We start from the raw sequence: 25,741 nt of genomic DNA, 5'->3' as shown, positions 1-25,741 counted from the left end.
GAGCGTGAAAGCGCCGAGCAAGACGATCCCGCGCCGATTCGAAGACGAATCAAAGACGATTCAAAGAGGATCCCGACGCCGCGTAACGCGGCGCGGCTAGGTCGCTCGACATACTGCCGTGTCGGACCGGCGGGGAGCCGTTTCTGAGGTCCGGCTCGCCAGCGGCGACCACTCGCGGGAGATTCCTTCTACATGAAACTCAATACCTTTCTTCGATTCGCCTTCGCGGCGGCGGCCGCCGCATTCGGCGGATCCGCCGGCGCGGCGGTATTCGCGCCGAATCCGAACGACAACGTCCGCGCCGTCCTGCCCTTGCCCGACGGCGACATTCTGGTCGGCGGCAGCTTCAGCCGCGTCGGCGACGCGCCGCACAACTACCTCGCCCGACTTCACGCCGACGGAACCGTCGACACGAACTTCGCCGCCAGCGCCAGCGGCGGCTCGTACTACGGCGTCATGGCGATCGCGCGGCAGCCCGACGGCAAGATCCTGATCGGCGGCAGCTTCGATCACGTCGACGGCGTCGCACGCGAAGCGATCGCCCGTCTGAATGCCGACGGCAGCCTCGACACGTCCTTCGCCGCGCTCGATTTCGGTTCCGACAGCAGCGTCCCCGACGTCGGCGGAATCTTGCTGCAGGCGGACGGAAAGATCCTGATCTTCAAAAGGATCGTCGGCTACGGCTTCAACTCGATCAACGGCCAGGCTTTCGCCGCCGGCGTCGCGCGGCTCAACAGCGACGGCTCGCCCGATCCCAGTTTCGCGCTGCCCGACTCCGCCGAAGGCGGTCCGGAATCGGTGTACTCCGCCGCTTTGCAGGCCGACGGCAAAATCCTCCTAGGCGGCTATCGAAACCTAGGCGGCACTCTGCAGCACGGCGTGCTTCGGCTGAACGCGAACGGCTCGCTCGATCCCAGCTTCGAGAGCGTCGCCATCAACAACGCCGTCGCCGACGTGCTGGTGCAAAGCGACGGCGCCGTCGTCATCAGCGGACGCTTCACGACGCCGTTCAACGGCATCGCGCGCCTGCACACCGACGGCAGCCTGGACAGCAGCTTCGACGCAGCGACGCGCGTGAGCTTCAGCGAGATCAACCGTGTGGTGCAGCAAGGCGACGGCAAGCTGCTGATCGCCGGCACCACGCCGTACGTGCCGACCGGCTATCCGAAGCCGGCGCTGCTGCGCGTCAACGCGAACGGAACGCTGGACGCGAGCTTCGCGGACCCTCGAATCGTCTACGCCATCGTCTTCGTGACCGCGCTGCAAGCCGACGGCAAGGTGCTGGCCGGCGGCTTCTTCAATCAAGTGGGCGACTATCCGCGCAGCAATCTGGCGCGGCTGGAAGCCGACGGTACGATCGAGATCCCGCAGTACACCGTCACCCCATCGGCCGGCGCGAACGGCAGCCTGTCGCCGGCGGCGCCGCAGAGCGTGCGCGAAGGTGAGACCGCGCGCTTCACGATCCAGCCCGATGCCGGCTATCGCCTCGACGGCATCAGCGGTTGCGGCGGCTCCATCCAAGGCGCGTACTACGTCACCGGACCGATCACGGCCGATTGCGCCGTCGTCGCGAACTTCATCGCCGATCCGAACGCGCCGACCTTCGTCGTCGCGACCACGGTGAGCACCGGCACGCCGATGAGCGGCTCGCTGTCGCCGCCCGGACCGCAGATCACGCGCTTCGGACAGACCGTCGACTTCACGCTGGTGCCGAGCCCGGGCTACTACGTAAGCGGCGCGCAAGGCTGCGGCGGCGTACTGGACGGCGATGCGTTCACGACCGAACCGATCGCGGCCGACTGCACGATCACCGCGCAATTCGTCGCGCCCGGCACCGCCGCTCTCGCCGGCACGCCGCAGAGCGCCGCTACCGGCCTGCCGTTCGCCGCGCCGCTGAAGGTACGCGTGCTCAGCGTCTATCCGCCGGTGCCGGTGCGCGGCGTGCCGGTCCGATTCGAAGTGCCGGCCAGCGGCGCCAGCGCGATCCTCTCCGCGACGACGGCGATCACCGATGCCAACGGCGAGGCCATCGTCACGGCCAGCGCCAACGGCATCGGCGGCGGCTATGCCGTCAAAGCGGTGGTGGCTGGCCTCGAGAGCAGACCGTTCTTCTTCACCCTCAACAACGAAGCCCTGGGCAGTCCGGGCATCGATCTGCAAGTGACGTTGAGCACCGATCCGCCGCCGGCCTGCGGCTCATCGAACCGCCTCGAGGTCACGCCCGGCACGCCGGTCAACTATTGCTTCAGCGTGACCAACCGCACCTCGACGACGCTGAACTACCACAGCCTGCAGCATTCGCCCTGGTCGTATTTCTGGACGCTCGACAGCGATCAGGCGATCTACTTGAAGCCTCTTTCGATACCCGCGCAATCGACCGTCCGCTACAACATCACCGCGGCGGCCGCGGCCGGCAGCCTGGACGAGCAATTCTCTTGGACTGCGTTCGCCGAGGCGCCGAGCTATCACGTCGACGCCAACGCGACGGAAGCCTTCATCGACATTTCCGGCACCGGCGAAGCCGTCGTCTCCGCCACGCTCGGTGTCGCCGATCTGCCGATGCCGTTCCCGTTGACTCTTTACGGCACCTTGTTCCGGCCCGAGTCAGGCGATCACTTGTGCGTCAACAACAGCGGCACGCTGCGCCTGGTACCCGGCTTCTATACGGAATGTCCGTCGATGGACAACCACGTCCTGACGCCGCCCTTCGTCGGCGACAACGTCGAGGTTGACAGCGCTGACACCGACGGAATCCTGCCGTATTGGGATTTGCTCGGCGACGACGGCAATGTCTACGTACAGACCATCGGCGCGGCGCCCAATCGCCGACTGATCGTGCAGTGGAATGAGAAGAACCACGCGAGTACACCGAATTCGGCCGGCGGCATCACGTTCGAAGCGATCATCGACGAGGCCGACGGGACGATCCGCTACGTCTACCGCGATCTCGATTTCGACGATTCCACCGCGCCGTCGTTGAACTACGGCGGCTCGGCCCGGATCGGTTTGTTCGGCACCAACCCGGATATCGACGCCACCGTCACCGTCGCGCCGCCTCTGCGCGACGGGCAGAGCATCGCGTTCGCGCCGGTGTCGCGGCCGCATCTCGCCACCGCGACGACTCGATTGACGGTGGGAACGCCGCACATTGAGGCGCCGGCGAACATCGCGGCAACCGTCGCGCGGCAGCAGTCGGTGACGCAGACATTCGACATCGCCAACACCGGCAACCTGACGCTCGAATGGTCGCTCGACCGCGCAGCGGCGGCTGCGCATTTCCCGCAAGTACAACGGTGGGTGATGCCGCCGGAACGATCCGGCCTGAACTACCGGCCCTCGACACCCACACGTGGCGAGACGCTGGCGAGCAAGACGCGGTTCGATCGCCCATCAGCGTCGTTCGATGTCCCCGCCTACGGCGCGATGCTCGCCTCCACCACGAACAACGTCGGCGGCAGCAATTACGTGGCCTTCAATGCGAACCAACCGACCGAGCTCGCGCCGGTGTTCTTCAATGCCGTGGGTACGTACGGTGGAGACTTCATCCGCGACGATTTCAGCAAGCAATACATCCTCTACTCCGACAGCGAGGGCGACACCATGTACTTAGCTGTCCTCGACTACGTGACCTTCGACGCCCATATCGTCGGCGGTCCGCTGACGACCACACCGCTGGACGGGCAGCGGCTGCGCGGGCTGGCTTGGGATCGCAGCACCGATACGCTGTTCGCCTCTTCCGCCATGGTCGGCGGTCAGGGGCAGCCGTGCGACGAGCAGTCGGCGTTCGGCAACTCGACCCTGTACACGATCGATCCGGACAGCGGCGAGCAGCACACGGTCGGCGCGATTCGCTTCGACGACGGCAACCCGCTCTGCGTGACCGACATGGCGGTCTCGCCGGGCGGTCAGATGTACGGCATCGACCTGCTCAACGATGCGCTGGTTGCGATCGACAAGAGCAACGGCCGCGCCGCGCTGATCGGTTCGCTCGGATTCGACATGCAGGAAGTGAACAGCATCGATTTCGACGACGCCAGCGGCGTGCTGTATCTCACCGCCGGCTACTATCCTGGCCTCGAACCCGGCGTCGGCGGCGTCTACACGATCGATCTGGTCACCGGTCTGGCGCAACGGATCGCATGGTATCCGCAGCAACCCAATCAGACCGGCTACATGCAGATCGATGCGCTTTCGATCGCACGCAGCGGTGGAATCTGCGCGTATCCGGGTGAGATTCCCTGGCTGCGCTTCGACGTCGCCGCGGGCAACACGTCCGCAGGTCAAAGATCTCAGGTCAGGCTGACTCTGGATGCCGGCGCGCTCGACGCCGGTGAGTACCGGGCGAACGTCTGCATCAGCAGCAACGACCGCAGCCGTTCGCTGCTGTCGGTACCGCTCACGCTGACGGTGACGGCGGGTCCGGGCGGGGACGCGATCTTCAAGAACGGCTTCGAAAGCGCCGCGCACTGAGGTCCATCGAGGCAACGAGCAAACGCCGCCGTGATCGGCGGCGTTTGTTCTTGCCGGCATGCGATCAGACGAACCCGATCTCGTGCTCGCCGTGCATCGACATGACCAGCTTGATCATCGACACCGGCAACATCAGTTCCAGTTCGAGCCGCTCGCCGTTGGGTCCTTTACCGACCAAGGTCATGCCGAACAGCGGGCCGGAGGCGTCGACCTCGACGCTGACGATGTGCGGGCCGCCCGGCCCCTCTCGCAGATACGGCTTGATCGGTTCGCCGAGCGCTTCGAGCGCTTGCGGAAACAGGAACACGGCGTAGTTGGGGGCGTCCGTCATGCAAGGTCCTTGGCGAAAAAAGAGAGTGTGAATTCAAAGCGTGACCGACAGCTGCGACGCCGCGCGCACGGCCTTGGCCACGGCCGCGTCGATGTCCACATCGCGCGCCAGCGTGACCGCCATGCGGCGCTGACCGCGCACTTCGGGTTTGCCGAACAGACGCAGCATCGTATCGGGCTCGACCAGCGCCGCGGCGACGCCGTGATAGCTCGGCCGCGCGCCCTCACCCGTCGCCAGCACGGCGCACGAAGCCGACGGTCCGAGCTGGCGGATCGCAGGGACCGGCAGACCGAGGATCGCGCGCGCATGCAGCGCGAACTCGGACAGCTCCTGCGAAATCAGCGTGACCAAGCCGGTGTCGTGCGGACGCGGACTGACTTCCGAGAAGATCACCGCATCGCCCTTGACAAAGAACTCGACGCCGAACACGCCGCGCCCGCCCAGCGCCGCAGTGATCGCCGCTGCCTGGCGTTCGGCTTCGGCTTGGGCGGCACCGCTCATCGGTTGCGGCTGCCACGATTCGCGATAGTCGCCGTGCTCCTGGCGATGTCCGATCGGCGCGCAGAACGCGGTGCCCCCGGCATGGCGCACAGTCAGTAAGGTGATCTCGTAGTCGAAGTCGACGAAGCCTTCGACGATGCAGCGGCCTTGACCGGCGCGGCCGCCCGACTGCGCGTATTCCCACGCGGTGTCGAGTTCGCTCGCGCTGCGCACCACGCTCTGGCCCTTGCCGGAACTCGACATCACCGGCTTGATCACGAACGGCAGACCGAGCGCGTCCGCCGCGGCGCGGTATTCCGCCGGCGTGTCGACGAAACGATACGGAGAGGTCGATAGGCCGAGTTCCTCCGCGGCGAGGCGGCGTATGCCCTCGCGGTTCATCGTCAGCCACGCCGCGCGCGCGGTCGGTACCACCTGCAGGCCTTGCCGTTCCAGCTCGACCAGGGTCGGCGTATGGATCGCCTCGATCTCGGGCACGACCAGGTCGGGACGTTCCAACTCGATGACGCGACGCAGCTCGGCGCCGTCGAGCATGTCGATCACGTGCGATCGATGCGCCACCTGCATCGCCGGCGCGTTGGCGTAACGATCCACCGCGATCACCTCGACCGCCAGCCGCTGCAACTCGATCGCGACTTCCTTGCCCAATTCGCCCGAGCCCAACAGCAGCACTCGGATCGCGGTGTCGGTATGCGGCGTGCCGAAAGCTTTCATGCGTGGACTCGTGGGAAGGAAGCGCAATTGTAGTGAGACGGCAAACGAGGTGGCGACGCCTTTCACCCCGGCTGCGCGCGCGCCGCGGCACCTTGGCACAATAGGCCCTCGCCAAGGGAATCCGCATGCGCCGCCTGCTGCCTGTCGTCCTGCTCGTTCTTTCCTCGCTCGCCGCTGCCGCACCGCCGACGGAGCAGTGGTTCACCGTGCTGCTCGACGGCCGCAAGATCGGCTCCTTCCAATCCGGTCGCACCCTGCACGACGGCAAGGTGGTGACCACACAGAAGCTCGACCTGGTGCTCGACCGCGCCGGCACCCGCGTGGCGCTGTCCAGCACCGAAACCAGCACCGAGACACGCAGCGGTCAACCGCTCGCGTTCCGCAGCGTTTCACAGCTGTCGGGCAGCGAAAGCGTGGCCGAGGGGACTTTGCGCGGCGGCACATTGGAAATCGCCACACGCACCGGTGGCGACGTAAAAAAACGCAGCATTCCGTGGCCGAAAGGCGCGCTGTTACCCGAGGGCATGCGCCTCGCCGGCGTGCGCGCCGGCCTCGCGCCGGGCGCGCAGTACAAAGAACTCGCGTTCCAGCCGTCCAGCCTGGATGCGGCCGACCTGACCACCGTGGTCGGCGCGAAGGAAGACGTCGATCTGCCCGGTGGACGCAAGAACCTCAATCGCATCGAGCAGACGCTGGCGTTCCCGGGCGCGCCGATGAAGAGCCGCGCCTGGATCGACGCCGAGCAGACCGTGTACAAGCTGACGATGCCGGTGATGGGTGTGGAGCTGGTCCTGCTCGCCTGCGATCGCGCCTGCGCGACGGCGCCCAACCAAGGCAACGACGTATTCGAACGCACCTTGGTCACTTCTCCGAACGCACTGACGCCGCAAGAACTCGGCGGCGCGGTGCGCTACGTGCTGGCGCCGCGCCAAGCGGGACAACCGCTCAACTTGCCCGACACCGACGAACAGAGCGTCGAACGGCGCGACGGCGAGCTGGTGGTCACGGTGCGACGCACGGCACGCGCACGCAGCGAATCCAAACCGGACAAGGACGACTACCTGCCCAACGACTGGCTGCAGAGCAAGGCGCCCGAGCTGATCGAGTTGGCGCGCCGCGCAGCCGGCACCGGTGGCGACGCGCACACCCAAATGCAACGCGTGGAGACCTTCGTGCGCGGCTTCATCCGCGACAAGAGCCTCGGCGTCGGCTACGCCTCCGCGCTCGAAGTCGCGCGCAAGCCCGAAGGCGACTGCACCGAGCACGCCGTGCTGGTGGCCGCGCTCGGCCGCACGCTTGGACTGGCCACGCGCGTGGTCGACGGCCTCGCCTACGCCCCAGGCTTCGCCGGCAAGGAACGCGTGTTCGTGCCGCATGCCTGGGCGCAGGCCTGGATCGACGGCCGCTGGCAGAGTTTCGACGCCGCCTTGGCCGGCTTCGACGCCGGCCATATCGCGCTGTCCTTCGGCGACGGCGATCCGTGGCGCTTCTACGCCGGCCTCGACATGCTCGGCCGCATCGACATGCGCGCGGCGAAAGCGGTGACGCCGTAGCCGCAACCGGCTACGGCGATTCGAAGCCGCTTCTGAAAATCGTGTCGCCGCCGACCTCGATCGTCCAGCTGCGGCGATGCTCGAGCAGGCCTTCGGTCATCTGCGGCGAAACCAAGGTGGTCAGGTCGGTCACGCGGACTTCGAGCGTACGCGTCGCCGGCGTCGATCCGGCCTGCGAGAAATCGTAACTCGCCGCGTTCGCGCCGCCGATCGGACTGCCGTCGAGATACCACTGGATACCGAGCGAGCCGATCGTCGGTTGCAAGACGGAAACCTGGAAGCTGATCGGCGCGCCCGGGCTGTAGGCGACCGGCGCCGAGGCCGGCGGCGATTCGCTGCCCGGCTCGATCAGGTCGATGCCGTCCGCTGGAACGCCGAAGCCGCCGCGATACAGCGTGCGCACGTATTCCTGCGCACACACCGGGCAGAACGGCACGCCGAGAAATTGCATCAGGCATTGCGTGTCGACCGGCCGGTACATGTCATCGGTCAAATAGCGCGCGCCTTCGAACAAGCCGACGCCGGACCTGCCGACCGGTGTCGGAATCGGATTGCCGGCTGTGAACCAGCTGTTCCACTTCACCAGCGGCGCGCTGGTCTGGTTGGTCACGTTCGCCTCGCACGGCGCGTTGCCGCCGAGATCGCTGCACGGCGGAAAGCCTGGGTAGGGCGAGCTGTATTCGTCGGCGAGATGGCTGAAGCTGTGGCCGTACTCGTGCAGCACGACTTGCGGCGCCTGCGCATGCGTCGAGGTGGTCGAGATGTCTCCGCCGGAGCCGCCGTAGACCGGATCGTTGACGACCACGACGATCTTGTCCCAGTCCGGATAAGCCGCCGCCGCCGCAAGCACGGCGCCGTCGTCGACGACCAGAAGACGATGCACCTGAAATGCGCAGAAGGTCGCATCGAACGCGGTGTCGACGAACTGGCCGGCGCGCGGATCGTTTTGCGCATCGGTATCCGAGCAGCAGCTGGCCTGCGTGCAACCGGCCTGGTACGGCGGATGGTCGGCGCCGGCTTGGTTCGAGGCGATGAAGCCGGTGGTCCAGTTGACGAAGCTTTGATACTGCTTGTACGGCGTGATGCCGAAGAAAGAGTCGTGCAAGATCAGTGCGTCGCTGTTGAACAGCGCTTGCTGCGCGGCGGTGTAGCCGTCGCCGATCACCAGCATGTCGACGCGATTGGCCGGACTGCCGGCGTTCGGTGCGCGTTCGATCTGCAGCGGCGCGCGCTTGGCGTAGCTCATCGCCGGCGCGCGCCGGGAGATCTCTTGCAGATCGAAACGCTGCACGTCGCCGCTGCCGCGGAATTCGATCGTGTCGGCGTCGGCGAGAGGCACGCGCACGACGAATCGTCGCGTGCCGGGCTCGACGTGCGTCGACACGATGCTGTTGTCGCCGCGATCCGGATCGCGCGCGAACTCGGCGCGCAGCGCCGGCACGTCGACGCTGCGTTCGCCGAGATCGACGCCGCCGCGCACGATGCTGTAGGTGATTCGATCTTCGCGCGCCGGTTGCGCGTGCCGCGCGCGTGCGACCGCCGCGTCCGCGATCTCGACCTGGGTGTAGTAGAGCGGCCGTACGTTCGCCGCAGCGTCTCTTTCAAACACGATGTAATGCGCCGGCGTCGCCCAGACCGCATTCGACGCCGCCATCGCGGCCAGACCCATCCACGCCAACTTCCGCTTCATCGCCGACTCCCTCGAGCACTCCCCACACGAAGGCGCAAATTAGCACTGCGATGGATCATCCGGGCGTCTCTTTCTTTACTGATATATTTTTGATATCTTCATGACGCGCATTCAGGAGCACCCCATGAACGAACGCAATGCTTTTTCGGTGGCCGGCCTGCCGGTCCTGTTGGCCCTCGTCGCCGCCGCGATCGCGCTGTTCCTGTGGCTCGGCGGCCAGCTGCAACACGGTCCGCCGCGCGGCCACGAAGTCGGCACGACCGTCGCCGGGTTCGTATTGATTTCCTTCCTGCTGAAAGGGCTGTTTCAGGTGCAGCCCAACCAGGGTCAGGTCATGCAGCTGTTCGGCCGCTACGCCGGCAGCGTGCGCGAAGCGGGCTTGCGCTGGACCAACCCGTTCTACTCGCGCCGCGCGATTTCGCTGCGCGTGCGCAACTTCGAATCGGGCAAGCTCAAGGTCAACGACAACGACGGCAATCCGATCGAGATCGCCGCGGTCGTGGTCTGGCAGGTGGTCGACACCGCCGAGGCGGTGTTCCAAGTCGACGACTACGAGAACTTCGTGCGCATCCAGTCCGAGTCGGCGCTGCGGCAGATGGCGCAGAGCTATCCCTACGACGCGCACGACAGCAACAAGCCCTCGCTGCGCAGCCACGGCGAAGAAGTCAACGCGCATCTGCGCGACGAAATCCAGACGCGCCTGGGCAAGGCCGGCGTCGAGGTGATCGAGGCGCGCATCAGCCATCTCGCCTATGCGCAGGAGATCGCGCAGGCGATGCTGCAGCGTCAACAGGCCGGCGCGATCATCGCGGCGCGCACGCGCATCGTCGAGGGTGCGGTCAGCATGGTCGAAATGGCGCTGGCCGAACTCGCCAAGCGCGGCGTGGTCGACCTCGACAACGAGCGTCGCGCCGCCATGGTCAGCAACCTCTTGGTCGTGCTGTGCGGCGACCGTTCGACCCAACCGGTGGTCAATACCGGCAGTCTGTATGTGTGATCGTCTTGATCACGAAGAGTGTCGAGCAGCCGTCGACGGCCGCGCTCTTCACCGACCACAGCGACGATGACCGACAAGAAGGCCTATCCGCTGCGCATCAGCGCGCCCGTACTCGACGCGGTGCAGCGCTGGGCCGACGACGATTTGCGCTCGCTCAATGCGCAGATCGAGTATCTCCTGCGCGACTCGCTGCGCAAGGCCGGGCGGTTGAAGCCGGCGCAGCGGCCGAAAGCGATCGAGGACGATCCGGCGTGAGCGAGCTGCAAAAATCTTCATCGGTGCGCCGCTCGGTGCGGGCGTGTTCAAACATTCCTGCGGGACGCGATCGGCGACGACGCCGTTGCGGAATGGTTGTTGTGCAAAGCCACGTCGATGCAGCGCGACAGCGGAGCTACCGCCTCAGCGTCGATACATGCCGGCGTGATAGCGTTGGCGCCCGCTTCGGCCGCGATGCATCGCGCCCTTGATCCTATCGGAGGTCATCATGTCGATACGCGCTCTCACTTGCTCTGTGCTGCTCGCCCTCGCCGGCGCGCAGGCTGCGGTTGCGGCCGAGAAAAAGCCGCCGCCGGAAAAGCCGCCGCAAGACATCGACGTCGACGCGATGGCGCGTGCGAAGGATGTCGACGCACGAGCACCGGCCGAGGCACCGCAGGCGGCAGCCACGCCGGCGGCCCCTGAAGAACCTGCGCCGGCCGCGGAGCCGAGCGCTGCGGCCGCACCGGCCGCCGCGACGGCGCCAGAAGCCGCGCAACCTGCCGAGCCCGCAGCGGCGGCGAAGGCACCGGCGACGAGCGCACCGGCGGCGAATGTCGCGCAGGATGCCCTCGCCCTGACGCCGCCGATCGATGCGCAGGAAAAGCGCCTCGCCGCCGCCTGCCAGGCGCGCTCGACCGGCCTGCTCGATGCCGCGCAGAAAGGCGATTTCGACACGGCGACGAAGGATTTCGACGCCAAGATGCGCAAGGCGCTGCCGGCGGAGAAGTTCAGCGAAACCTGGAGTTCGCTCGCACGCTTCGGCGCATTGCGCGCGCGCGGGCAGGCGCATCCGTCCAAGGGCGAAGGCTACTTCATCGTGATGACGCCGCTGATCTTCGACAAGTCCAACCTGGTCGCGCAGGTCGCCTGCGGCAGCGACGGCCGCATCGCCGGTTTCTACGTCAAACCGCTGGCGGCGCTGAAGCCGTGAGTCAATGCCAGACCGTCGCACGCGCCGAAGCGATGACGTGACTGGAGACACCTCCGCGACGGCGCCTGCGCGCTGCGATACGCAGCGGCGGCGCGCAGTTCTGCGTGAGGCCGAGCGCCTGGGCGTACCGCGCGACTACGGTCGCGCGCGCGATCTGCGTATCGTGCGTGAGCCGCGCGAACTGGTTTGCGTGGGCAGCGACGTGCACGCGCGCACGCAGTGGCTGGCGCCAGCGGCGGCGCGCGCGTTCCTGCGCATGCGCGAGGCGGCCGCGCGCGAGGCGATCGAACTGCAGCTCGTTTCCGCATTCCGCTCGGCCGAGTACCAGCTCGGTATCGTTCGGCGCAAGCTCGAACGTGGCCAGAGCATCGAGGAGATCCTGCGCGTCAGCGCGGCGCCCGGTTACAGCGAACACCATTCCGGCCGCGTGGTCGACCTGACCACGCCCGGCTTCGCCGCCCTCGAGGAAGAATTCGAGCATTCGCCGGCCTTCGCTTGGCTGCAGCGGCGGGCGCGCGAGTTCGGCTTCGTCCTGTCCTACCCGCGCGGCAATCGCCACGGCATCGCGTACGAGCCGTGGCATTGGTGTTGGCACGCTAGGCGGCGTGCTCGCGCGGTGTCTGCCTAGCGCTTCCCTTCGATGTCGTCATCTCGCGTTGCTGTCGCCAGCGCGGTGCGCCGATGAATCGAAACCGTCGGCGAACACGCTGTCGTCGATCCGCTCGAACTCGGTGGCGCCGATGTCGCAGCGCGCGCTGCCGTCGCCGTCGCCATCCAGCGGGCGTTTCACTCCGCGCGCGTCCAAGGACGCGCAGCTGCCTTCGCCCGGATCGCCGGCGTCGATGAGCGGGCTGCCCTGGATCGGAACGTGGACCGGAACGAGCGAGCCGTACAAGCCGAGCGGCGACAGCTGCGGATCCACGCCGATCAGATTGCCCGGCACGGGGAACGTGCACGAACCGGGCACTTGCACCAGGCTGTACGTTCCGGTCATCACCGATTGCGAAATCCGCTCGCAGTCGGACAGGTTGTCCGGCTGGCCGAAAACGTGATTGCCGGCCAGCGCGCTGTTGCGGACGACAGTGCCGGAGACGGCATCGAGCAAGAGGCCGCCGGCACGCGAAACCGTGGCAGTTTCATAGAAAGTGTTGTCGACGATGGTGGCGTTGTTCACCTCGCCTCCCCACACGTCTTTGAGGTATGCGCCGCCGCCGCTGGCGAACGCGCGGTTCCCGCTGATCGTCGTGTTGACGATATTCAGATCGTACATGTTCTCCACGAACAACCCGCCGCCCCTACCCGTACTCGAGGGCGCGAGCGCCTGGTTTGCGCTGAAGGTCGAATCGCGAATCTCCAGGTTATAGCGAAACATGTAGACGCCGCCGCCGCTTCCCACCGCACGATTGTCCGATACCAGACTTTCGTAAATGGAGGCGGCGCCGAACTCGATCGCCACACCGCCGCCGTTCCCTGCTTGCGCGACGGAATGGGTTACGGCGACGCGATCGAGGACGAGATAGCCGTCAGCCAAGTAGATGCCTCCGCCTTTAGTGCCGGAAACGCCCTTGGTGACGGTCAGATCGTGCAGCCCGAAGGTGAGAATCTTGCCGCTGCCCTCTTGTGTCGGATAGGTCACTACGCGCCCTTCTTCGGCGGCGTCGATGATGGTTTCGTCGATCCCCGCGCCGTACAGGTTTCCGCCGCCCGGATTCTGATCGCCGAAGTTCAAACCGCCGGGAATCACGTAGTGGCCCGACGGCACCAGCACGGCGCCCGGTTGCGCGATCGACTGTGCGACGGCTTCGCGCAGCGAGCAATCCTCATCGCAGACACCGTCATTGCCGTCGGCGGTCTTGCTCACTCGATAAACGGCACTACGCGACATCGAAAAGTTGAGCGTCAAGGCGGAGCCGCCCGACAATTGGCGCACGACCACGATCGAATAGCTCGTGTTCGCCCGCAGCCTGAGACCGCGCAAGATCGAGCCCGATCCCCCCCGTTGACCGTCGTCGTTGCAGCCGCCGCGTACCCCGACGAAGCCATTCGGCTGGCCTTCGTAGACGGCCATGACGGTGTCGTAGCCGCTCGTGTCCAGATCGACGTATTCATCCGTATCGCCGGTGGTGAAGCCGTACCAAACGCTGTAGTTGCCGGGGCCTGCGGGAATAGAGGATTGCCACCAGCAGAAAACGTCCGGATCGGTACTTTCGGTGGTCGCATCGCGAACGTTCGCCACGCTGTCGGAAAACGGCAGCTCGCCGATGATCGTCCTATCGGACCAGTTGTCGTTCGATGGGGCGGCGGCGTAGCTGACACCGGACGCGCAAAGAACGAACGCCAGCGCAGCGGCGAATCTGAAAATGTTTCTCACGTATCTTCTCCCATCTGATTCAGACCAAGCCGCCGCGCTCTCAACGTGCGAGGCGGCCCGAAGGGCGACGAAGGTAGGTCGACGCGCGACGCCTGTCGGCACGATTCGGTATCGATGCGGTAACGGCTCGGTAACGGCGATTCTTAGAACCGATATCGGTATCGGACTCGCGAGGTGAAACCGTCGACGCGATCGCGCTTTCGATCGCTGCAGCGAGCCGAACCCGCCGTTCGTACGCCGCGCCTTCAGGAGGCGGTGCGCCCCTCAATCGAAGCCATCGGCGAAGATGGCATCGACGACCCTGCGTATCTCGACGGCACCGATATCGCAGCGTGCCGCGCCGTCGCCGTCGCCGTCCTGCGGCCGTTGCACACCGCGCTCGTCCGAAGGTGCGCAGCCCTTGTTCGGATCGCCGGCGTCGATCAGCGGGCTGCCCTCGGTCGGAACGTGGACCGGAAGCCGCGAGTCGTACAGCCCGAGCGGCGACAGCAGCGGATCCAGGCCGATCAGATTGTTCGACACGGGGAACGAACACGAGCCCGGCGTCTGTATCAGGTTGAAGCTCGCGGTCATCGAAGCTTGCGAGATCCGCTCGCAATCCGACTGATTCTCCGGTTGCCCGAATACGTAATTTCCCGCCAACACGCTATTGCGAACGACGGTGTTGACGACGCCGTCGAGCATCAGACCACCGGCGCGGGATTGGGCGGTGGTTTCACGGAACGTATTGCCGGCGATGCTGGTGTTGTTCAACTCCCCCTCCTCCACGTCGCGCAGATACACGCCGCCGCCGTTGGCGACAGCACGGTTTCCGCTGATCGTCGTATTGGTGAGCTTGAGATCGTCCATGCCGTCCGCGAACAGGCCACCGCCGCCACCCGTGCTCGAGGATGCGAGCGCCTGATTTGCGCTGAAGGTCGAATCACGAGCTTCGAGGTTGTAGCGAAACATGTAGACGCCGCCCCCGCTTCCCCCTGCACGGTTGCCCGATACCAGGCTTTCGTAAAAAGAAGCCGCACCGAATTCGATCGCCACACCGCCGCCGTTCCCCGCTTGCGCGACCGAATTCGTCACGGCGACGCGATCGAGAACGAGATAGCCGTGAACTATGTAGATGCCTCCACCTTTGCTGTCGGAGGCGCCGTTGGTGACGGTCAGATCGTGCAGCCCGAAGGTGAGGATCTTGCCGCTGTCGTCTTGCGACGGGTACGTGAACACGCGCCCCTCTTCGATCGCGTCGATGACGGTTTCATTCATGCCGGCGCCGTAGAGATTTCCGCCGCCCGGATTCTGGTCGCCGAAATTCAATCCACCGGGAACCACATAGTGGCCTGCCGGCACCAGCACGGCGCCCGGCTGCGCGATCGATTGCCGAACGGCTTCGCGCAGCGAACAGTCTTCGTCGCAGACACCGTCGTTGCCGTCCGTGGTCTTGGTCACTCGATAGACGGCGCTACGCGACATCGAGAAATCGAGCGCCAGAGCGCCACTGCTACCACTGAAGGTGTAGTGCGCGACCACGATCGAATAACTCGTGTTCGCCTGCAGCCTCACTCCGCGCAGAACCGAACCCGACCCGATCTCCTCGCCATCGTCGTTGCAGCCGCCGCGTACGCCGACGAAGCTGTTCGGCTTGCCTTTGTAGACGGCCACGATGGTATCGAAGCCTGTCGTGTCGAGATCGACGTATTCGTCGGCGTCGCCCGTGGTGAAACCGTACCAAACGCTGAACTCGCCCGGGTTCGCGGGAAACGGCGATTGCCACCAGCAGAAGATGTCCGGATCGGTGCTTTCGGTCGTCGCGTCTTCGATGTCCGCCACGGTATTGGAAAACGGCAGCTCGGCGATGATCGTCCGGTTGGACCAGTTGTCGTTCGGCGGAGCGGCGGCGTAACTGAAACCGCTCGCGCAAAAAACGGACGCCAGTGCACCGACGACCCGGAGAATGCTCTTCATATGCCTTTCGACCTCGACTCAGCCCCAGAACGCGGTCCGCCCCGGCAAGCGGGAAGCGGTCCGAACGGGGGCGAATCTAGGTCGACGCGCCGCGCGTGTCGGCACGATTCGGTATCGACTTGGTATCGGCGCGGTAACGCTGCGCGCCGGCTTCGATAAGTGTGCGTCGGGTCGAGGTTTTCGTGGCTCTCGCGAGGTATTGCGGGCGGGATTGGGCGCCGCCGGCACGCAAGACCGGCGCCGCTCGAGCGAGCGGCGCCGGAGACGGACTCAGGGCTGGAAGTTCTGCGTCACGGTTGCGTTGGCGATCGCCGCGGCGGCGGGAATCGGCAGCTCGTGATAGTGGCCGGTCAGCCACAGCGGCAGCTGGTCGGCGTAGTTCGGGCTGCCGAGCACGCCGGAGTTGCCGCCCGGAATGACTTCCGCGGCGCTGATCGTCGAACTCATCTCGCCGACGAAGCGGCGCGCCGAACCGGAGCCGAACAGGAACGCATTCGCCCCATTCGCGCGCAGGTCGTAGTTGCCGACATTGACGGTTTCCCAGCCGCCGTCGCGCGCGATACCGGGCAGGCCTTCGGCGAGATCGGTGTAGCCGTAGGGGCTGGGAATTCCGTTCTGACCCGGGATGCTGAAGGGCCCGCCGAGCGGATGCTCGAATACGATGCGGTGCAGGCGTCCCCAGCGGTAGTCGGCGAGATTGGTCGAGCCGTTGAAGGCGAGCGCGTAGCCGCCACCCGCAAGATTGTTGCCCACTGCAATGGCGAGCGAAGCAACCAAGGCGGCGTCACGCTGGAGCGTCGGATCGTCGGGAGCCCCCGGTCCCAACTGGTTCGCAAAGAAAGCCAACCCGGAGGCGCTGCGCCCCTGCAGCGCATCGAAATTGTCCAGCATGAACTTCAGGCCCGTAAACGCGTTGCTCGCGCCTGGCAGATGATCCTGTAAGCCAACGCCGGAAAGCGTGTTGTCGATGACGCTGCGCAAGACCTCGCTGCGCCAAGCCGCCCACAATGTAGCCGCGACGCTGGCGTCTTGCTCAGCCTGGCTCGGCTCCGGCAATGCGGCCGGATCGTCGCCTCGGTCGTAGCCCTGCCTGATACCCGTTGGTGTCGAGTAGTCCCACGCTCGGAGGCGCGCGATAGCCTCAGCGACGTTCGGCGCCGTGGCAAAGTCGTTCAGCGCTTGCGGTGCGTCCGCGGCGACAGCGCGATCGTAGGCAGCGAACAGATACGGCAGCAGCAGCTCCGCATCGAGCGCCTTCGTGTTCGCCTGCAAAGCCTGCATGTCGGCCGGCGTGATCTTGTGGCCGGCGGCCTTGAACGCCTGGATCTCGCGATCGATGCGGCCCATGCGCAGCGACGAAGCGCCACCCCAATCGAGATAGTAGATGCCGCCGCCCGGCCGCTGCTGATTGAGCGGATTGTTGTCGAGCGAGAAGCCGATCGGATCGTTGTTCGCGTTGGCGAAATAGCCGCTGGCCGGATTGATCACGAACGGCATTTCGTCGGGCGGCAGAATCTCGAACGGCGTCGCCTGGTGGGGCTGTCGATGCGCAACCGGCATCCAATCGTGCTTGAGCGCGCCGGAACCATCGCGAATCAGCCACGGCGGGCGACCGCCGCCGGGTGCGCCCTCGGTCTGCAGATCGGTGCGCACCGGCGCTTCGGCGCTGGTGAAGTAGGCGATGTTGCCGGCGGTGTCGGCGTAGGCGAAGTTCTGCGAGCCGAAATCGAAATAGGTCAGCGCATCGCGGAACTGGTCCAAGTTCGCGGCGCGGTTGATGCGGCGGAAGGATTCGATTTCTTGCGTCGCGCCGAAGCCGGTGTAGGCAATCGACAAGCCCTGCGCATTGGCCGCATCGATTTGCACGATCGGGCCGTTGTTGCGTCTGGGCACGACCAGGGTCACCGCGCCGTTGGAATAGCCGATCGAGTTGTCGCGCACGACGTGATCGGGCGTGCCGTCCATCTGATTGACGTAGTAGCTCTGGAAGATCCATTCCAGCGGCTCGTCGACGCCGTCGTGCACGATCGCGACCGGCAAGCCGTAGGTGTTCAGGCGCAGCGTTTCCTGGAACACGTCGGTGACGTCGAGCGAATTGGTGGTGGTGCCCCAGCACACGGTTTGATTGCAGCCCTGAATCACGCCGGGCGCGCCGGGCACGGTCACGCCAGTCACGTCCATCACTCTGCCGTCGCGCATTTCGGCCGAAGACAGATGCTGCTCCATGAAGATCGGCGCGAGTCCCAGACTCAAATGCGGATCGTTGGACAGAATCGGCTTGCCCGATGCCGTGAGCGCACCGGAGACGACCCATTCGTTGCTGCCGATCGGCGTATCGCGGCCGGCGAGTGCTTTCTCGAACAGCGGATTGCCGACGATGCGCGCGCGATAGTCGCGTGCGAGTCCGAGCGTGACCGCATCGATGCGGCCGATGCTCTGATCCTTGGCGGATGCCTTCGGTGTCGCTTGCGCAGCAGCAGCGGCGCCTGGCTGGAAACCGGGCACCGTGACGCGATCGTCGGCCGGCGCCGAGCGATGCAAATCGCCGAAGAACAGAGCGGTGCCGTCGAAACCACCGGCCTCGCCGGCTTGCTGATACGCGCCGAGCTGCAGGGTCGCATCGATGTCGAGATCGAACGAGAGCTGGTAGGCGAGTCCCTTGCCGACGCAGAGCGTATCGACCGGCGTCCACGCATCGGCGTGAGTCAGACCGAGCGCCCCATATTCCGCCGGCAGCGGGTTGCTGGCGAGCCATTGGTTGACGCCGGCAGCGTATGCGGCGATCCAACCACGGGTGTCGTCCGACATCGCCGCCCAACTGCGTTCGGCAGCGCGGCGCAGACCGAGCGTGCGCGATTGCACGTCGTTGGCGAGTTGCGAAGCACCGACCAGCGCGGCCAGCGTGCCGCTGACCTGACGCCGCGTCAGATCCATTTGGAAGAAACGCGCCTGCGCATGCGCATAGCCTTGCAGGAAGGCGACGTCGTCGTCGGTCTGCGCCTGGATCGTCGGCATGCCGCGTTCGTCGTAGGAAATTTTTCCCGCTGCACTCAGCTGCGGAGCCGAGATCGTTTGCGCTGCGAGCGGCGACAACGCAAAGGCGACAGCAACCGGCAGGACGCGCCGGATGATGGACTTGAGCATGACAACCCCTTGTACGAATCCGATCGAACGATCGTTCGAACGAGTATGCTCCCAAGTGCGCAAAATCCCGTTGTGCGTCGCATCGCGCGACACCATTCCATCCCGTACGTACTTCGCTCGACCGCCATGCTCGCCAAGACCTATCCGTACTACCTCGCCAACCGCGCCAAGTCGCCCAATGCCGCGCTCGAAGTGCGCGACAAGTATTCCGGCCGCATCGCGACTCACGTCGCGCTCGCCGATGCGAAAGCGATCGAACGCGCCATCGCCGCCGCCGTCGACGCCAGCGCGCCGATGCGCCAATTCCCACCGTATGCGCGCCAAGCCGTGCTCGAACATTGCGTCGCGCGTTTTCACGAGCGCTTCGACGAACTCGCGCTGGCGCTGTGCATCGAAGCGGGCAAGCCGATCCGCGACGCCGAAGGCGAAGTCACGCGCCTGATCGACACGTTCAAGGTCGCCGCCGAAGAAGCCGTGCGCGTCGACGGCGAAATGCTGAACCTCGAAATCTCCAAGCGCGCCGACGGCTATCGCGGTTTCGTGCAGCGTGTGCCGATCGGACCGTGCTCGTTCATCACGCCGTTCAACTTTCCGTTGAATCTGGTCGCGCACAAAGTTGCGCCGGCGATCGCGGCCGGCTGTCCGTTCGTGCTGAAGCCGTCCGAGCGCACGCCGATCGGCGCGCTGATCATCGGCGAGATCTTGGCCGAAACCGATCTGCCCAAGGGCGCGTTTTCAGTGCTGCCCTGCCGTATCGAAGACGCCGATCCGTTCGTCAGCGACGAACGTCTGAAGCTGCTGTCCTTCACCGGCGGACAGATCGGCTGGCAACTGAAGGCCAAGGCCGGGCGCAAGAAAGTCGTGCTCGAACTCGGCGGCAACGCGGCGGCGATCGTCGATGCCGATCAGCACGCCTCGCTCGATCGGGTGATCGAACGGCTGATCTTCGGCGCGTTCTATCAATCGGGCCAGAGCTGCATCAAGGTGCAGCGCATCTACGCGCACGAATCCTTGTACGCGGACCTGCGCAAACGTTTCGTCGCTGCGACGAAAAAACTGGTGGCCGGCGATCCGAAGCAGCGCCGCACTTTCCTGGGCCCGCTGATCGACGAAGCGGCTGCCGAACGCCTCGAACTGTGGATCGACGAAGCGCGCAAAGGCGGTGCGAAGCTGCTTTGCGGCGGTGCGCGCGAGCGCAATCGGCTCGAAGCCAGCGTGCTCGAGAACGTGCCGCAGGACGCCAAACTCAATGCGCTGGAAGCGTTCGGCCCGGTCGTCGTGCTCGCCCCCTTCACGGATTTCGACGACGCGCTCGCGCAGGTCAACGCCTCCGATTACGGCTTGCAGGCCGGCGTGTTCACCAACGATCTCGCGCATGCGATGCGCGCCTGGGACGAGCTCGAAACCGGCGGCGTCGTGGTCAACGACGTGCCGAGTTTCCGCGTCGACAACATGCCCTACGGCGGCGTCAAACTGTCCGGCCTCGGCCGCGAGGGCGTGCGCTACGCGATCGAAGACATGACCGAACGGCGGCTGCTGGTGCTGCGCGGCGCGTGAGTCTTCAAAATCCCTGCGAGAAGCTCTCGAACGCGCTGCGAATCCCGCTCTCGACCGCGGGCTCGTTCGCGAGCAATTCTTTCTGGACGGCTATTTCTTCTTCGACCGCAGCGATCAGAAACTCGATGCGGCGGCGAGGCTCGGCCACGTGGCAACGTTCACCGAAATCCAACAGGTGCAAGCGGGCGGCAAAAAAACTCTTCGAACCGCCCATCGTCAAGGCCAAACTGTCGTCCGGAATGTAGGCGGTCGTGTTGACGACGTCATAGGCCGGCGCCGACCAAACGTCCGCCGAGGTCGGGTCTGCATAGAGCAATCCGAAATTCTTCAAATGCGCATCGCCGTTGCCGAGGATGCACGACAACGCGAGCTGATCGAACAGCTGCGCTAACGCAGCGAGACGCCGCTCCGGCGCGCAGAACAATTCCACGAAACGCGCGACGCGCTCGTAGCTTCCCTCGTATTTCTGCGCGGCGCCCTTGCCCATCAGCACCGCCATTTCTTCGAAGCCGAGCACCGCGCCGTCGGCGCTGCGATCGAAGCGGCGCATCACGAACAGCTCGCGATTGGCGGACAGGAAGAACTCCGGCACCGGCACACCGGCACGGCGGAGCGCTGACATGCAGACGAACTCGTTGACCGCGAGGCCCGGATAGTCGCCGCCACCGCTCTTCACGATCAGGTCGGAGGTGGTCAGCGACACTTTCCCGGGCGGCAGGTCTTCCGGCACCAGCAGCTTCGGCTGCACACCGGAAACACCGGTGCGAAACAGATAACGCTGCGCCAGCTCTTCAAACAGATTCCCTGCCCCGTTCCAAGCGAGAATTTCCTCGAGCCGTTCTCCGCGCCCTTCGCTCGACGGCAGGCCGAGCGCATTCGCCAAAACTTGCGGCGGCTCGACGCGTACGCGGCCGATCGAGCCGTTGCGGCCGGTCAAGGCGAGCAGCAGCATCGGATCCACCGGTGTGAACTTGGCCAGGCGATTGCGCAGACGCTCCAGGACGTAGCCTTCCGGCAAGTTCATCTGGAAGATCGGATGCAGCTCGCCGCTTTCGTACTGCGCGATGCGCTGCGGCATCAGCAAGCTGATCTCGGCGGCGCGCGAAGCCTCGCGCCCGTAGCCGAAAAAGAAACGACCGTCCTCCCGCGCCAAGGTGCCGCTTGCGCCTTGCGGAGTCGCGACCGCGAGTCGATCGATCCTGGCTGAGCTAGAGCCGGTCGTCATCGAGCAGGCCTCGCACTTCCTCCAAAGTCGGCCGGCGTGCCGGCGACAGGGAGAATTCGAACCCTAGCGCGGCGGCGACGGCGGCATAGGCGCCGATCGATACCGAGTCGTCGCCGCGTTCGATTTGGATGATCTTCAAACGCGGCAAGCCCGCCAACTCGGCGACAGCGGCCTGAGTGGAGCCGCGATTCCGGCGTACCGTACGGAAGGCAGCGCCGAGGCGAGTCAGTAGGGTTCTCGCGTCCATGTATCGAATAGTAGACATTTCAATTGAAATGTCAAGAATTCAATACATTACTCTCCGATTCGAAGTCGCCCAACAAAACGATTTCAGGAGAACGGATCGCGCAACACGATGTTGGCGTCGCGGTCCGGCCCGGTGCTGACGATTGCCAGCTGGCAGCCGGCGAGCTCTTCGAGCGCACGCAGATAGGCGCGCGCGGCCGGCGGCAGCTTGTCCCATTCGGTGATGCCGTGGGTCGATTCCTGCCAGCCCGGGAATTCGAGGTACACCGGCGTGCATTCGTCCCAACCGGCCGCATCGAGCGGCGCGTATTCGGTGCGCTTGCCGCGGTACTCGTAGGCGATGCAGATCTTGAGCTTCTCCATGCCGTCGAGGATGTCGAGCTTGGTGATGCACAAGCCGGTGATGCCGTTGATCGCGACGGCGCGCTTGAGCGCGACGATGTCCATCCAGCCGCAGCGGCGCGGACGTCCGGTCGAAGCGCCGTATTCCTGGCCGCGGTCGCGAATGCCCTGGCCGATCTCGTCGTTGAGTTCGGTCGGGAACGGACCACCGCCGACGCGCGTGGCGTAGGCCTTGGCGATGCCGAGCACGTAGTCGATCGCGTCGGCGCCGACGCCGGAGCCGGCGAGCGCGCCGCCGACGGTGGTGTTGGACGAGGTGACGTAGGGATAGGTGCCGTGATCGATGTCGAGCAGTGCGCCCTGCGCGCCCTCGAACAGCACGCGCTTGCCCTGCTTGCGCAGTTCGTGCAACAGACCGGCGACGTCGGACTTCATCGGCTGCACGTATTCGCCGAAGGCGAGCGCTTCGTCGTAGGTCTTCTGGAAATCGACCGCTTCGGCGCCGAGATATTGGGTCAGGACGAAGTTGTGGTAGTGGAGCGCGGTGCGCAGCAGCTCGGCAAGCTGCTCTGGATAGTGCAGATCGGCGACGCGGATGCCGCGGCGCGCGACCTTGTCTTCGTAAGCGGGGCCGATGCCGCGGCCGGTGGTGCCGATCGCCTTGCCGCCGGCGGCCTTCTCGCGCGCCTGATCGAGCGCGATGTGGTACGGCATGATCAGCGGCGTGGCCGGACTGATCTTCAGGCGCGAACGCACTTCGACGCCGTTCGCTTCGAGTTCTTCGATTTCCTTGCGCAGCGCTGCCGGCGAGAGCACGACACCGTTGCCGATCAGGCACAGCGCGTCGTCGCGCAGGATGCCGGACGGAATCAGGTGCAGCACGGTCTTCTTGCCCTTGATGACCAGGGTATGGCCGGCGTTGTGCCCGCCCTGGAAGCGCACCACCGCGCCGATGTCCTGCGTCAACAGGTCGACGATCTTGCCCTTGCCTTCGTCGCCCCACTGGGCTCCAAGAATGACTACCGACTTACCCATGATGTTCTCGCCAGAAAATTGAAAACCGGAAAAAGAAACGAAGCAAATCGCTAGATCGGAATAAACCGCACGGACCACGGACGAGACGGCTCGGGGCACGCCATTCGGTGTCGAGGATTTCTACGAATCCCCAATCCCGAATCCCTAATCCCAGCCCCTCAATGCACGATCTTCAACGCGATCAACCCGACCACGACCATCGCGCCGCCGATCATACGCATCGAACGTGGATCGATTTGTTGCATCTGTTCGGCCATGCGCTTCCACGCGCGCGGCGCGGCGAACAGAAACAAGCCCTCGAACACCAGCACCAGACACAGCGCCGCCGCGAATTCGCTCACTTGCTTTCTTGCAGGTAATGCAGGAATTCGTTCTTCGGATCGAGCACCAGCATGCCGTTCGGCTTCGCGAACGACTCGCGATAAGCCTCCAGGCTGCGATAGAAGGCATAGAACTCGGCGTCGCGCCCGTAGGCGGCGGCGTAGGTCTGCGAGGCGGTGGCGTCGCCCTCGCCGCGAATCTTCTCCGCGTCGCGATATGCCTCGGCCTTGATCACCTGCACTTGGCGATCGGCGTCGGCCTGGATCGTGCGCGACACCTCTTCACCCTCGGCGCGCAGCTGGTTGGCGACTTTCTTGCGTTCCGAGCGCATGCGCTCATAGACCGAGCCGATCACGCTGCCGTCTTCGGGCAGGTCGATGCGCTTGATGCGCAAGTCGACGACTTCGATGCCGAAGCCTTCGGTGGCGCGGTTCGCTTCGGCGATCAGCGTCTGGGTCAGATCGGCGCGTCCGCCGGAAACCAGCTCCTGCAGAGTCTTGGAGTTGACCGCGGTACGCAGCCCGTCCATCACCGACGGCACGATGCGCTTTTGCGCCAGCGCTTCGTCACCGGCGACCGAGACGTAGTACTTGCCCGCATCGGTAATGCGCCATTTGACGAAGAAGTCGATGTTGACGTCCTTCTTCTCCGAGGTCAGATAACGCTCGGGCGCCGATTCCAGCGTGAGGATGCGCTTGTCGAAACGCTGCACCTGCTGCACCAGCGGAATCTTGAAGTGCAGGCCGGGGGCGTAACCGGTGCGCACGATGCGACCGAACTGCAACAGGATCGCGGTCTGCCCTTCGTTGACGACGAAGGCCGAGCTGGCCGCGATGATCAGCGCAAGTACGACGGCGACAATGGAAGCGAAACGCATCAGCGACCTCCCTTGCTCGACTCGGGCGCGACGACCGTCGCACCCGGCGCCGCGGCACGGATTTCCGGCGAGGCCGGCAAGGACAGAATGTTCTTACCGCCGGAGAAATCGATGATCTTCGGCGTGTTCTCCAGCACCTTCTGCATCGTCTCCAGATACATGCGCTTGCGCGTGACTTCCGGCGCGGCTTTGTACTGCGACTGGATCAGATTGAAGCGCTGCGCATCGCCTTCGGCATTCGCGATGCGCTCGCTCTTGTAGCCCTCGCTTTCGGCGCGTGTGGTGGCGGCGTCGCCGCGCGCCTCCGGCACCACCTTGCTGGCGTAGGCCTTGGCTTCTTCTTCGAGACGCTGCTTGTCTTGCAAAGCGCGGCTGGCGTCGTCGAACGCGTCTTTGACTTCCTGCGGCGGACGCACGTTCTGGAAGTTGAGCGCGTTCACCGTGAGACCGGTCTTGTACTGGTCCAGCGTCGCCTGCAGCTGCTGCTTGGCACGCGTGATCAGTTCGGCGCGCTGGCCGGACAGGATCGTATCCATCGTGCCGGCGCCGATCACCGAACGCACTGCGCTTTCGGCGGCCTGGCCGAGCGTGCCGTCCGGATCGCGCACGCTGAACAGCGCTCGCTGCGGATCGGTGACCAGGTATTGCACGTTGAAGTCGATCAGCACGATGTTCTCGTCGCGCGTCAGCATGCGCACTTGCGCATTGGTATTGCGCACCGCGCCGACGTTGACCTTGTACAAAGTCTCGATCGGGCGCGGCAGCTTGAAGTTGATGCCCGGGGTCATCAGGCGCGTGACCTCGCCGAAGCGCAGCACCACGCCCGACTCGCCGGCCTTGATCAGGGCCACGCTGTCGAACGCGAGCCAGACCAGCAGCATCGCGATGATGGCGACGCCGGGACCGCCGCCGCGGCCGCCGAACAGGCGGTTGAACAGCTCGCGCAGACGCCGCGTCAATGCATCCAGATCCGGACCGCCGGAACCGTTGCCGCCGTTGTCGCGCCAGGGATCGCGCTGCTTACCGCCACCGGGTTCATTCCACGCCATTACTCGCTACCTCGCGGCCGGCGAATTTGCCGACATTCTGAGCTTCACCGATTTGGCTTCACTGAAAAGTGCGGCCTGAGATCGCCGCTTCCGGCGTCGTCGATACCGGCCACCGCAGACTCGGCGGCCACATCAAAAAGCGATCAAGAGCGATCGCAAATACCGTCGATTGC

At 65.2% G+C, this 25,741-nt stretch carries 20 protein-coding genes; 8 read left to right on the top strand and 12 right to left on the bottom strand.

The genetic code is table 11. The annotated features are described in order from the left end of the window. Positions 1-192 precede the first annotated feature (192 nt). Positions 193-4,470 (top strand): InlB B-repeat-containing protein, encoded by a 4,278-nt coding sequence (locus tag AC3QL3_RS07055; protein ID WP_492897668.1) that lies wholly within the window; start codon positions 193-195, stop codon positions 4,468-4,470. Positions 4,471-4,534: 64 nt separating this feature from the next. Here AC3QL3_RS07055 and AC3QL3_RS07050 read toward each other — a convergent pair whose 3' ends face one another. Together AC3QL3_RS07050 and purT are read right to left on the bottom strand one after the other, a co-directional pair. Then, the gene (locus AC3QL3_RS07050) at positions 4,535-4,801 is read right to left on the bottom strand and encodes a hypothetical protein (RefSeq protein ID WP_492897667.1); all 267 of its coding nucleotides are present in this window, start codon (positions 4,799-4,801) and stop codon (positions 4,535-4,537) included. 33 nt (positions 4,802-4,834) lie between these two features. Beyond that, positions 4,835-6,016, bottom strand: coding sequence for a formate-dependent phosphoribosylglycinamide formyltransferase (purT, locus tag AC3QL3_RS07045; protein WP_492897666.1), 1,182 nt, complete (start codon positions 6,014-6,016; stop codon positions 4,835-4,837). A 125-nt stretch (positions 6,017-6,141) separates the two neighbouring features. Here purT and AC3QL3_RS07040 point away from each other — a divergent pair, with 125 nt between their 5' ends. Beyond that, entirely contained in the window at positions 6,142-7,569 is a 1,428-nt protein-coding gene (locus AC3QL3_RS07040) for a transglutaminase-like domain-containing protein (RefSeq protein ID WP_492897665.1), read from the top strand. A 10-nt stretch (positions 7,570-7,579) separates the two neighbouring features. On the opposite strand, the gene AC3QL3_RS07035 is transcribed toward AC3QL3_RS07040, so the two are convergent. Continuing rightward, the gene (locus AC3QL3_RS07035) at positions 7,580-9,259 is read right to left on the bottom strand and encodes a M64 family metallopeptidase (RefSeq protein ID WP_492897664.1); all 1,680 of its coding nucleotides are present in this window, start codon (positions 9,257-9,259) and stop codon (positions 7,580-7,582) included. Positions 9,260-9,383: 124 nt separating this feature from the next. Between AC3QL3_RS07035 and AC3QL3_RS07030 the strand changes: the two genes are divergently transcribed. The 4 genes from AC3QL3_RS07030 to AC3QL3_RS07015 all read left to right on the top strand — a co-directional run bounded on the left by AC3QL3_RS07030 (position 9,384) and on the right by AC3QL3_RS07015 (position 12,073). After that, on the top strand, positions 9,384-10,256 hold the full coding sequence (locus AC3QL3_RS07030; protein ID WP_492897663.1) for an SPFH domain-containing protein: 873 nt from the start codon (positions 9,384-9,386) through the stop codon (positions 10,254-10,256). Between the two features lie 66 nt (positions 10,257-10,322). Beyond that, positions 10,323-10,511: a type II toxin-antitoxin system antitoxin gene (locus AC3QL3_RS07025; RefSeq protein WP_492897662.1), complete on the top strand. Its 189-nt coding sequence runs from the start codon at positions 10,323-10,325 to the stop codon at positions 10,509-10,511. A gap of 229 nt (positions 10,512-10,740) precedes the next feature. Beyond that, complete coding sequence (locus AC3QL3_RS07020; RefSeq protein ID WP_492897661.1) at positions 10,741-11,445, top strand: DUF3887 domain-containing protein; 705 nt, start codon at positions 10,741-10,743, stop codon at positions 11,443-11,445. A 37-nt stretch (positions 11,446-11,482) separates the two neighbouring features. After that, positions 11,483-12,073 carry a M15 family metallopeptidase gene (locus AC3QL3_RS07015; protein ID WP_492897660.1) on the top strand — a complete coding sequence of 197 codons (591 nt, stop codon included), beginning with the start codon at positions 11,483-11,485 and terminating at the stop codon, positions 12,071-12,073. Between the two features lie 18 nt (positions 12,074-12,091). Here AC3QL3_RS07015 and AC3QL3_RS07010 read toward each other — a convergent pair whose 3' ends face one another. Further along, positions 12,092-13,816 (bottom strand): choice-of-anchor Q domain-containing protein, encoded by a 1,725-nt coding sequence (locus AC3QL3_RS07010; protein WP_492897659.1) that lies wholly within the window; start codon positions 13,814-13,816, stop codon positions 12,092-12,094. Positions 13,817-14,080: 264 nt separating this feature from the next. Continuing rightward, positions 14,081-15,337 carry a choice-of-anchor Q domain-containing protein gene (locus AC3QL3_RS07005; RefSeq protein ID WP_492897658.1) on the bottom strand — a complete coding sequence of 419 codons (1,257 nt, stop codon included), beginning with the start codon at positions 15,335-15,337 and terminating at the stop codon, positions 14,081-14,083. 133 nt (positions 15,338-15,470) lie between these two features. Here AC3QL3_RS07005 and AC3QL3_RS07000 point away from each other — a divergent pair, with 133 nt between their 5' ends. Then, on the top strand, positions 15,471-15,710 hold the full coding sequence (locus AC3QL3_RS07000; protein WP_492897657.1) for a hypothetical protein: 240 nt from the start codon (positions 15,471-15,473) through the stop codon (positions 15,708-15,710). Positions 15,711-16,042: 332 nt separating this feature from the next. On the opposite strand, the gene AC3QL3_RS06995 is transcribed toward AC3QL3_RS07000, so the two are convergent. Next, positions 16,043-18,916, bottom strand: a complete 2,874-nt coding sequence (locus tag AC3QL3_RS06995; protein ID WP_492897656.1) for a penicillin acylase family protein — start codon at positions 18,914-18,916, stop codon at positions 16,043-16,045. A 126-nt stretch (positions 18,917-19,042) separates the two neighbouring features. Here AC3QL3_RS06995 and AC3QL3_RS06990 point away from each other — a divergent pair, with 126 nt between their 5' ends. Next, a complete protein-coding gene (locus AC3QL3_RS06990) occupies positions 19,043-20,473 on the top strand; it encodes an aldehyde dehydrogenase family protein (RefSeq protein ID WP_492897655.1) in 1,431 nt (476 codons plus the stop codon). Between the two features lie 4 nt (positions 20,474-20,477). Here AC3QL3_RS06990 and AC3QL3_RS06985 read toward each other — a convergent pair whose 3' ends face one another. The 6 genes from AC3QL3_RS06985 to hflK form a co-directional block, all read right to left on the bottom strand. Beyond that, on the bottom strand, positions 20,478-21,698 hold the full coding sequence (locus tag AC3QL3_RS06985) for a type II toxin-antitoxin system HipA family toxin (RefSeq protein WP_492897654.1): 1,221 nt from the start codon (positions 21,696-21,698) through the stop codon (positions 20,478-20,480). Continuing rightward, positions 21,682-21,945 carry a helix-turn-helix domain-containing protein gene (locus AC3QL3_RS06980; protein WP_492897653.1) on the bottom strand — a complete coding sequence of 88 codons (264 nt, stop codon included), beginning with the start codon at positions 21,943-21,945 and terminating at the stop codon, positions 21,682-21,684. Before AC3QL3_RS06980 ends, AC3QL3_RS06985 begins: the two co-directional genes overlap by 17 nt. An 83-nt stretch (positions 21,946-22,028) precedes the next feature. Further along, the gene (locus AC3QL3_RS06975) at positions 22,029-23,321 is read right to left on the bottom strand and encodes an adenylosuccinate synthase (protein WP_492897652.1); all 1,293 of its coding nucleotides are present in this window, start codon (positions 23,319-23,321) and stop codon (positions 22,029-22,031) included. A gap of 158 nt (positions 23,322-23,479) precedes the next feature. Continuing rightward, a complete protein-coding gene (locus AC3QL3_RS06970; RefSeq protein ID WP_492897651.1) occupies positions 23,480-23,662 on the bottom strand; it encodes a DUF2065 domain-containing protein in 183 nt (60 codons plus the stop codon). Next, on the bottom strand, positions 23,659-24,519 hold the full coding sequence (gene hflC / locus AC3QL3_RS06965) for a protease modulator HflC (protein WP_492897650.1): 861 nt from the start codon (positions 24,517-24,519) through the stop codon (positions 23,659-23,661). Before hflC ends, AC3QL3_RS06970 begins: the two co-directional genes overlap by 4 nt. Next, entirely contained in the window at positions 24,519-25,568 is a 1,050-nt protein-coding gene (gene hflK, locus AC3QL3_RS06960) for an FtsH protease activity modulator HflK (protein WP_492897649.1), read from the bottom strand. Before hflK ends, hflC begins: the two co-directional genes overlap by 1 nt. Positions 25,569-25,741 lie beyond the last annotated feature (173 nt).

It is taken from the genome of Dokdonella sp. GW821-FHT11D02 (assembly GCF_058808595.1).
Note: the sequence above shows the minus strand (reverse complement) of the source record. Positions and strands in the feature narration are given on the sequence as shown.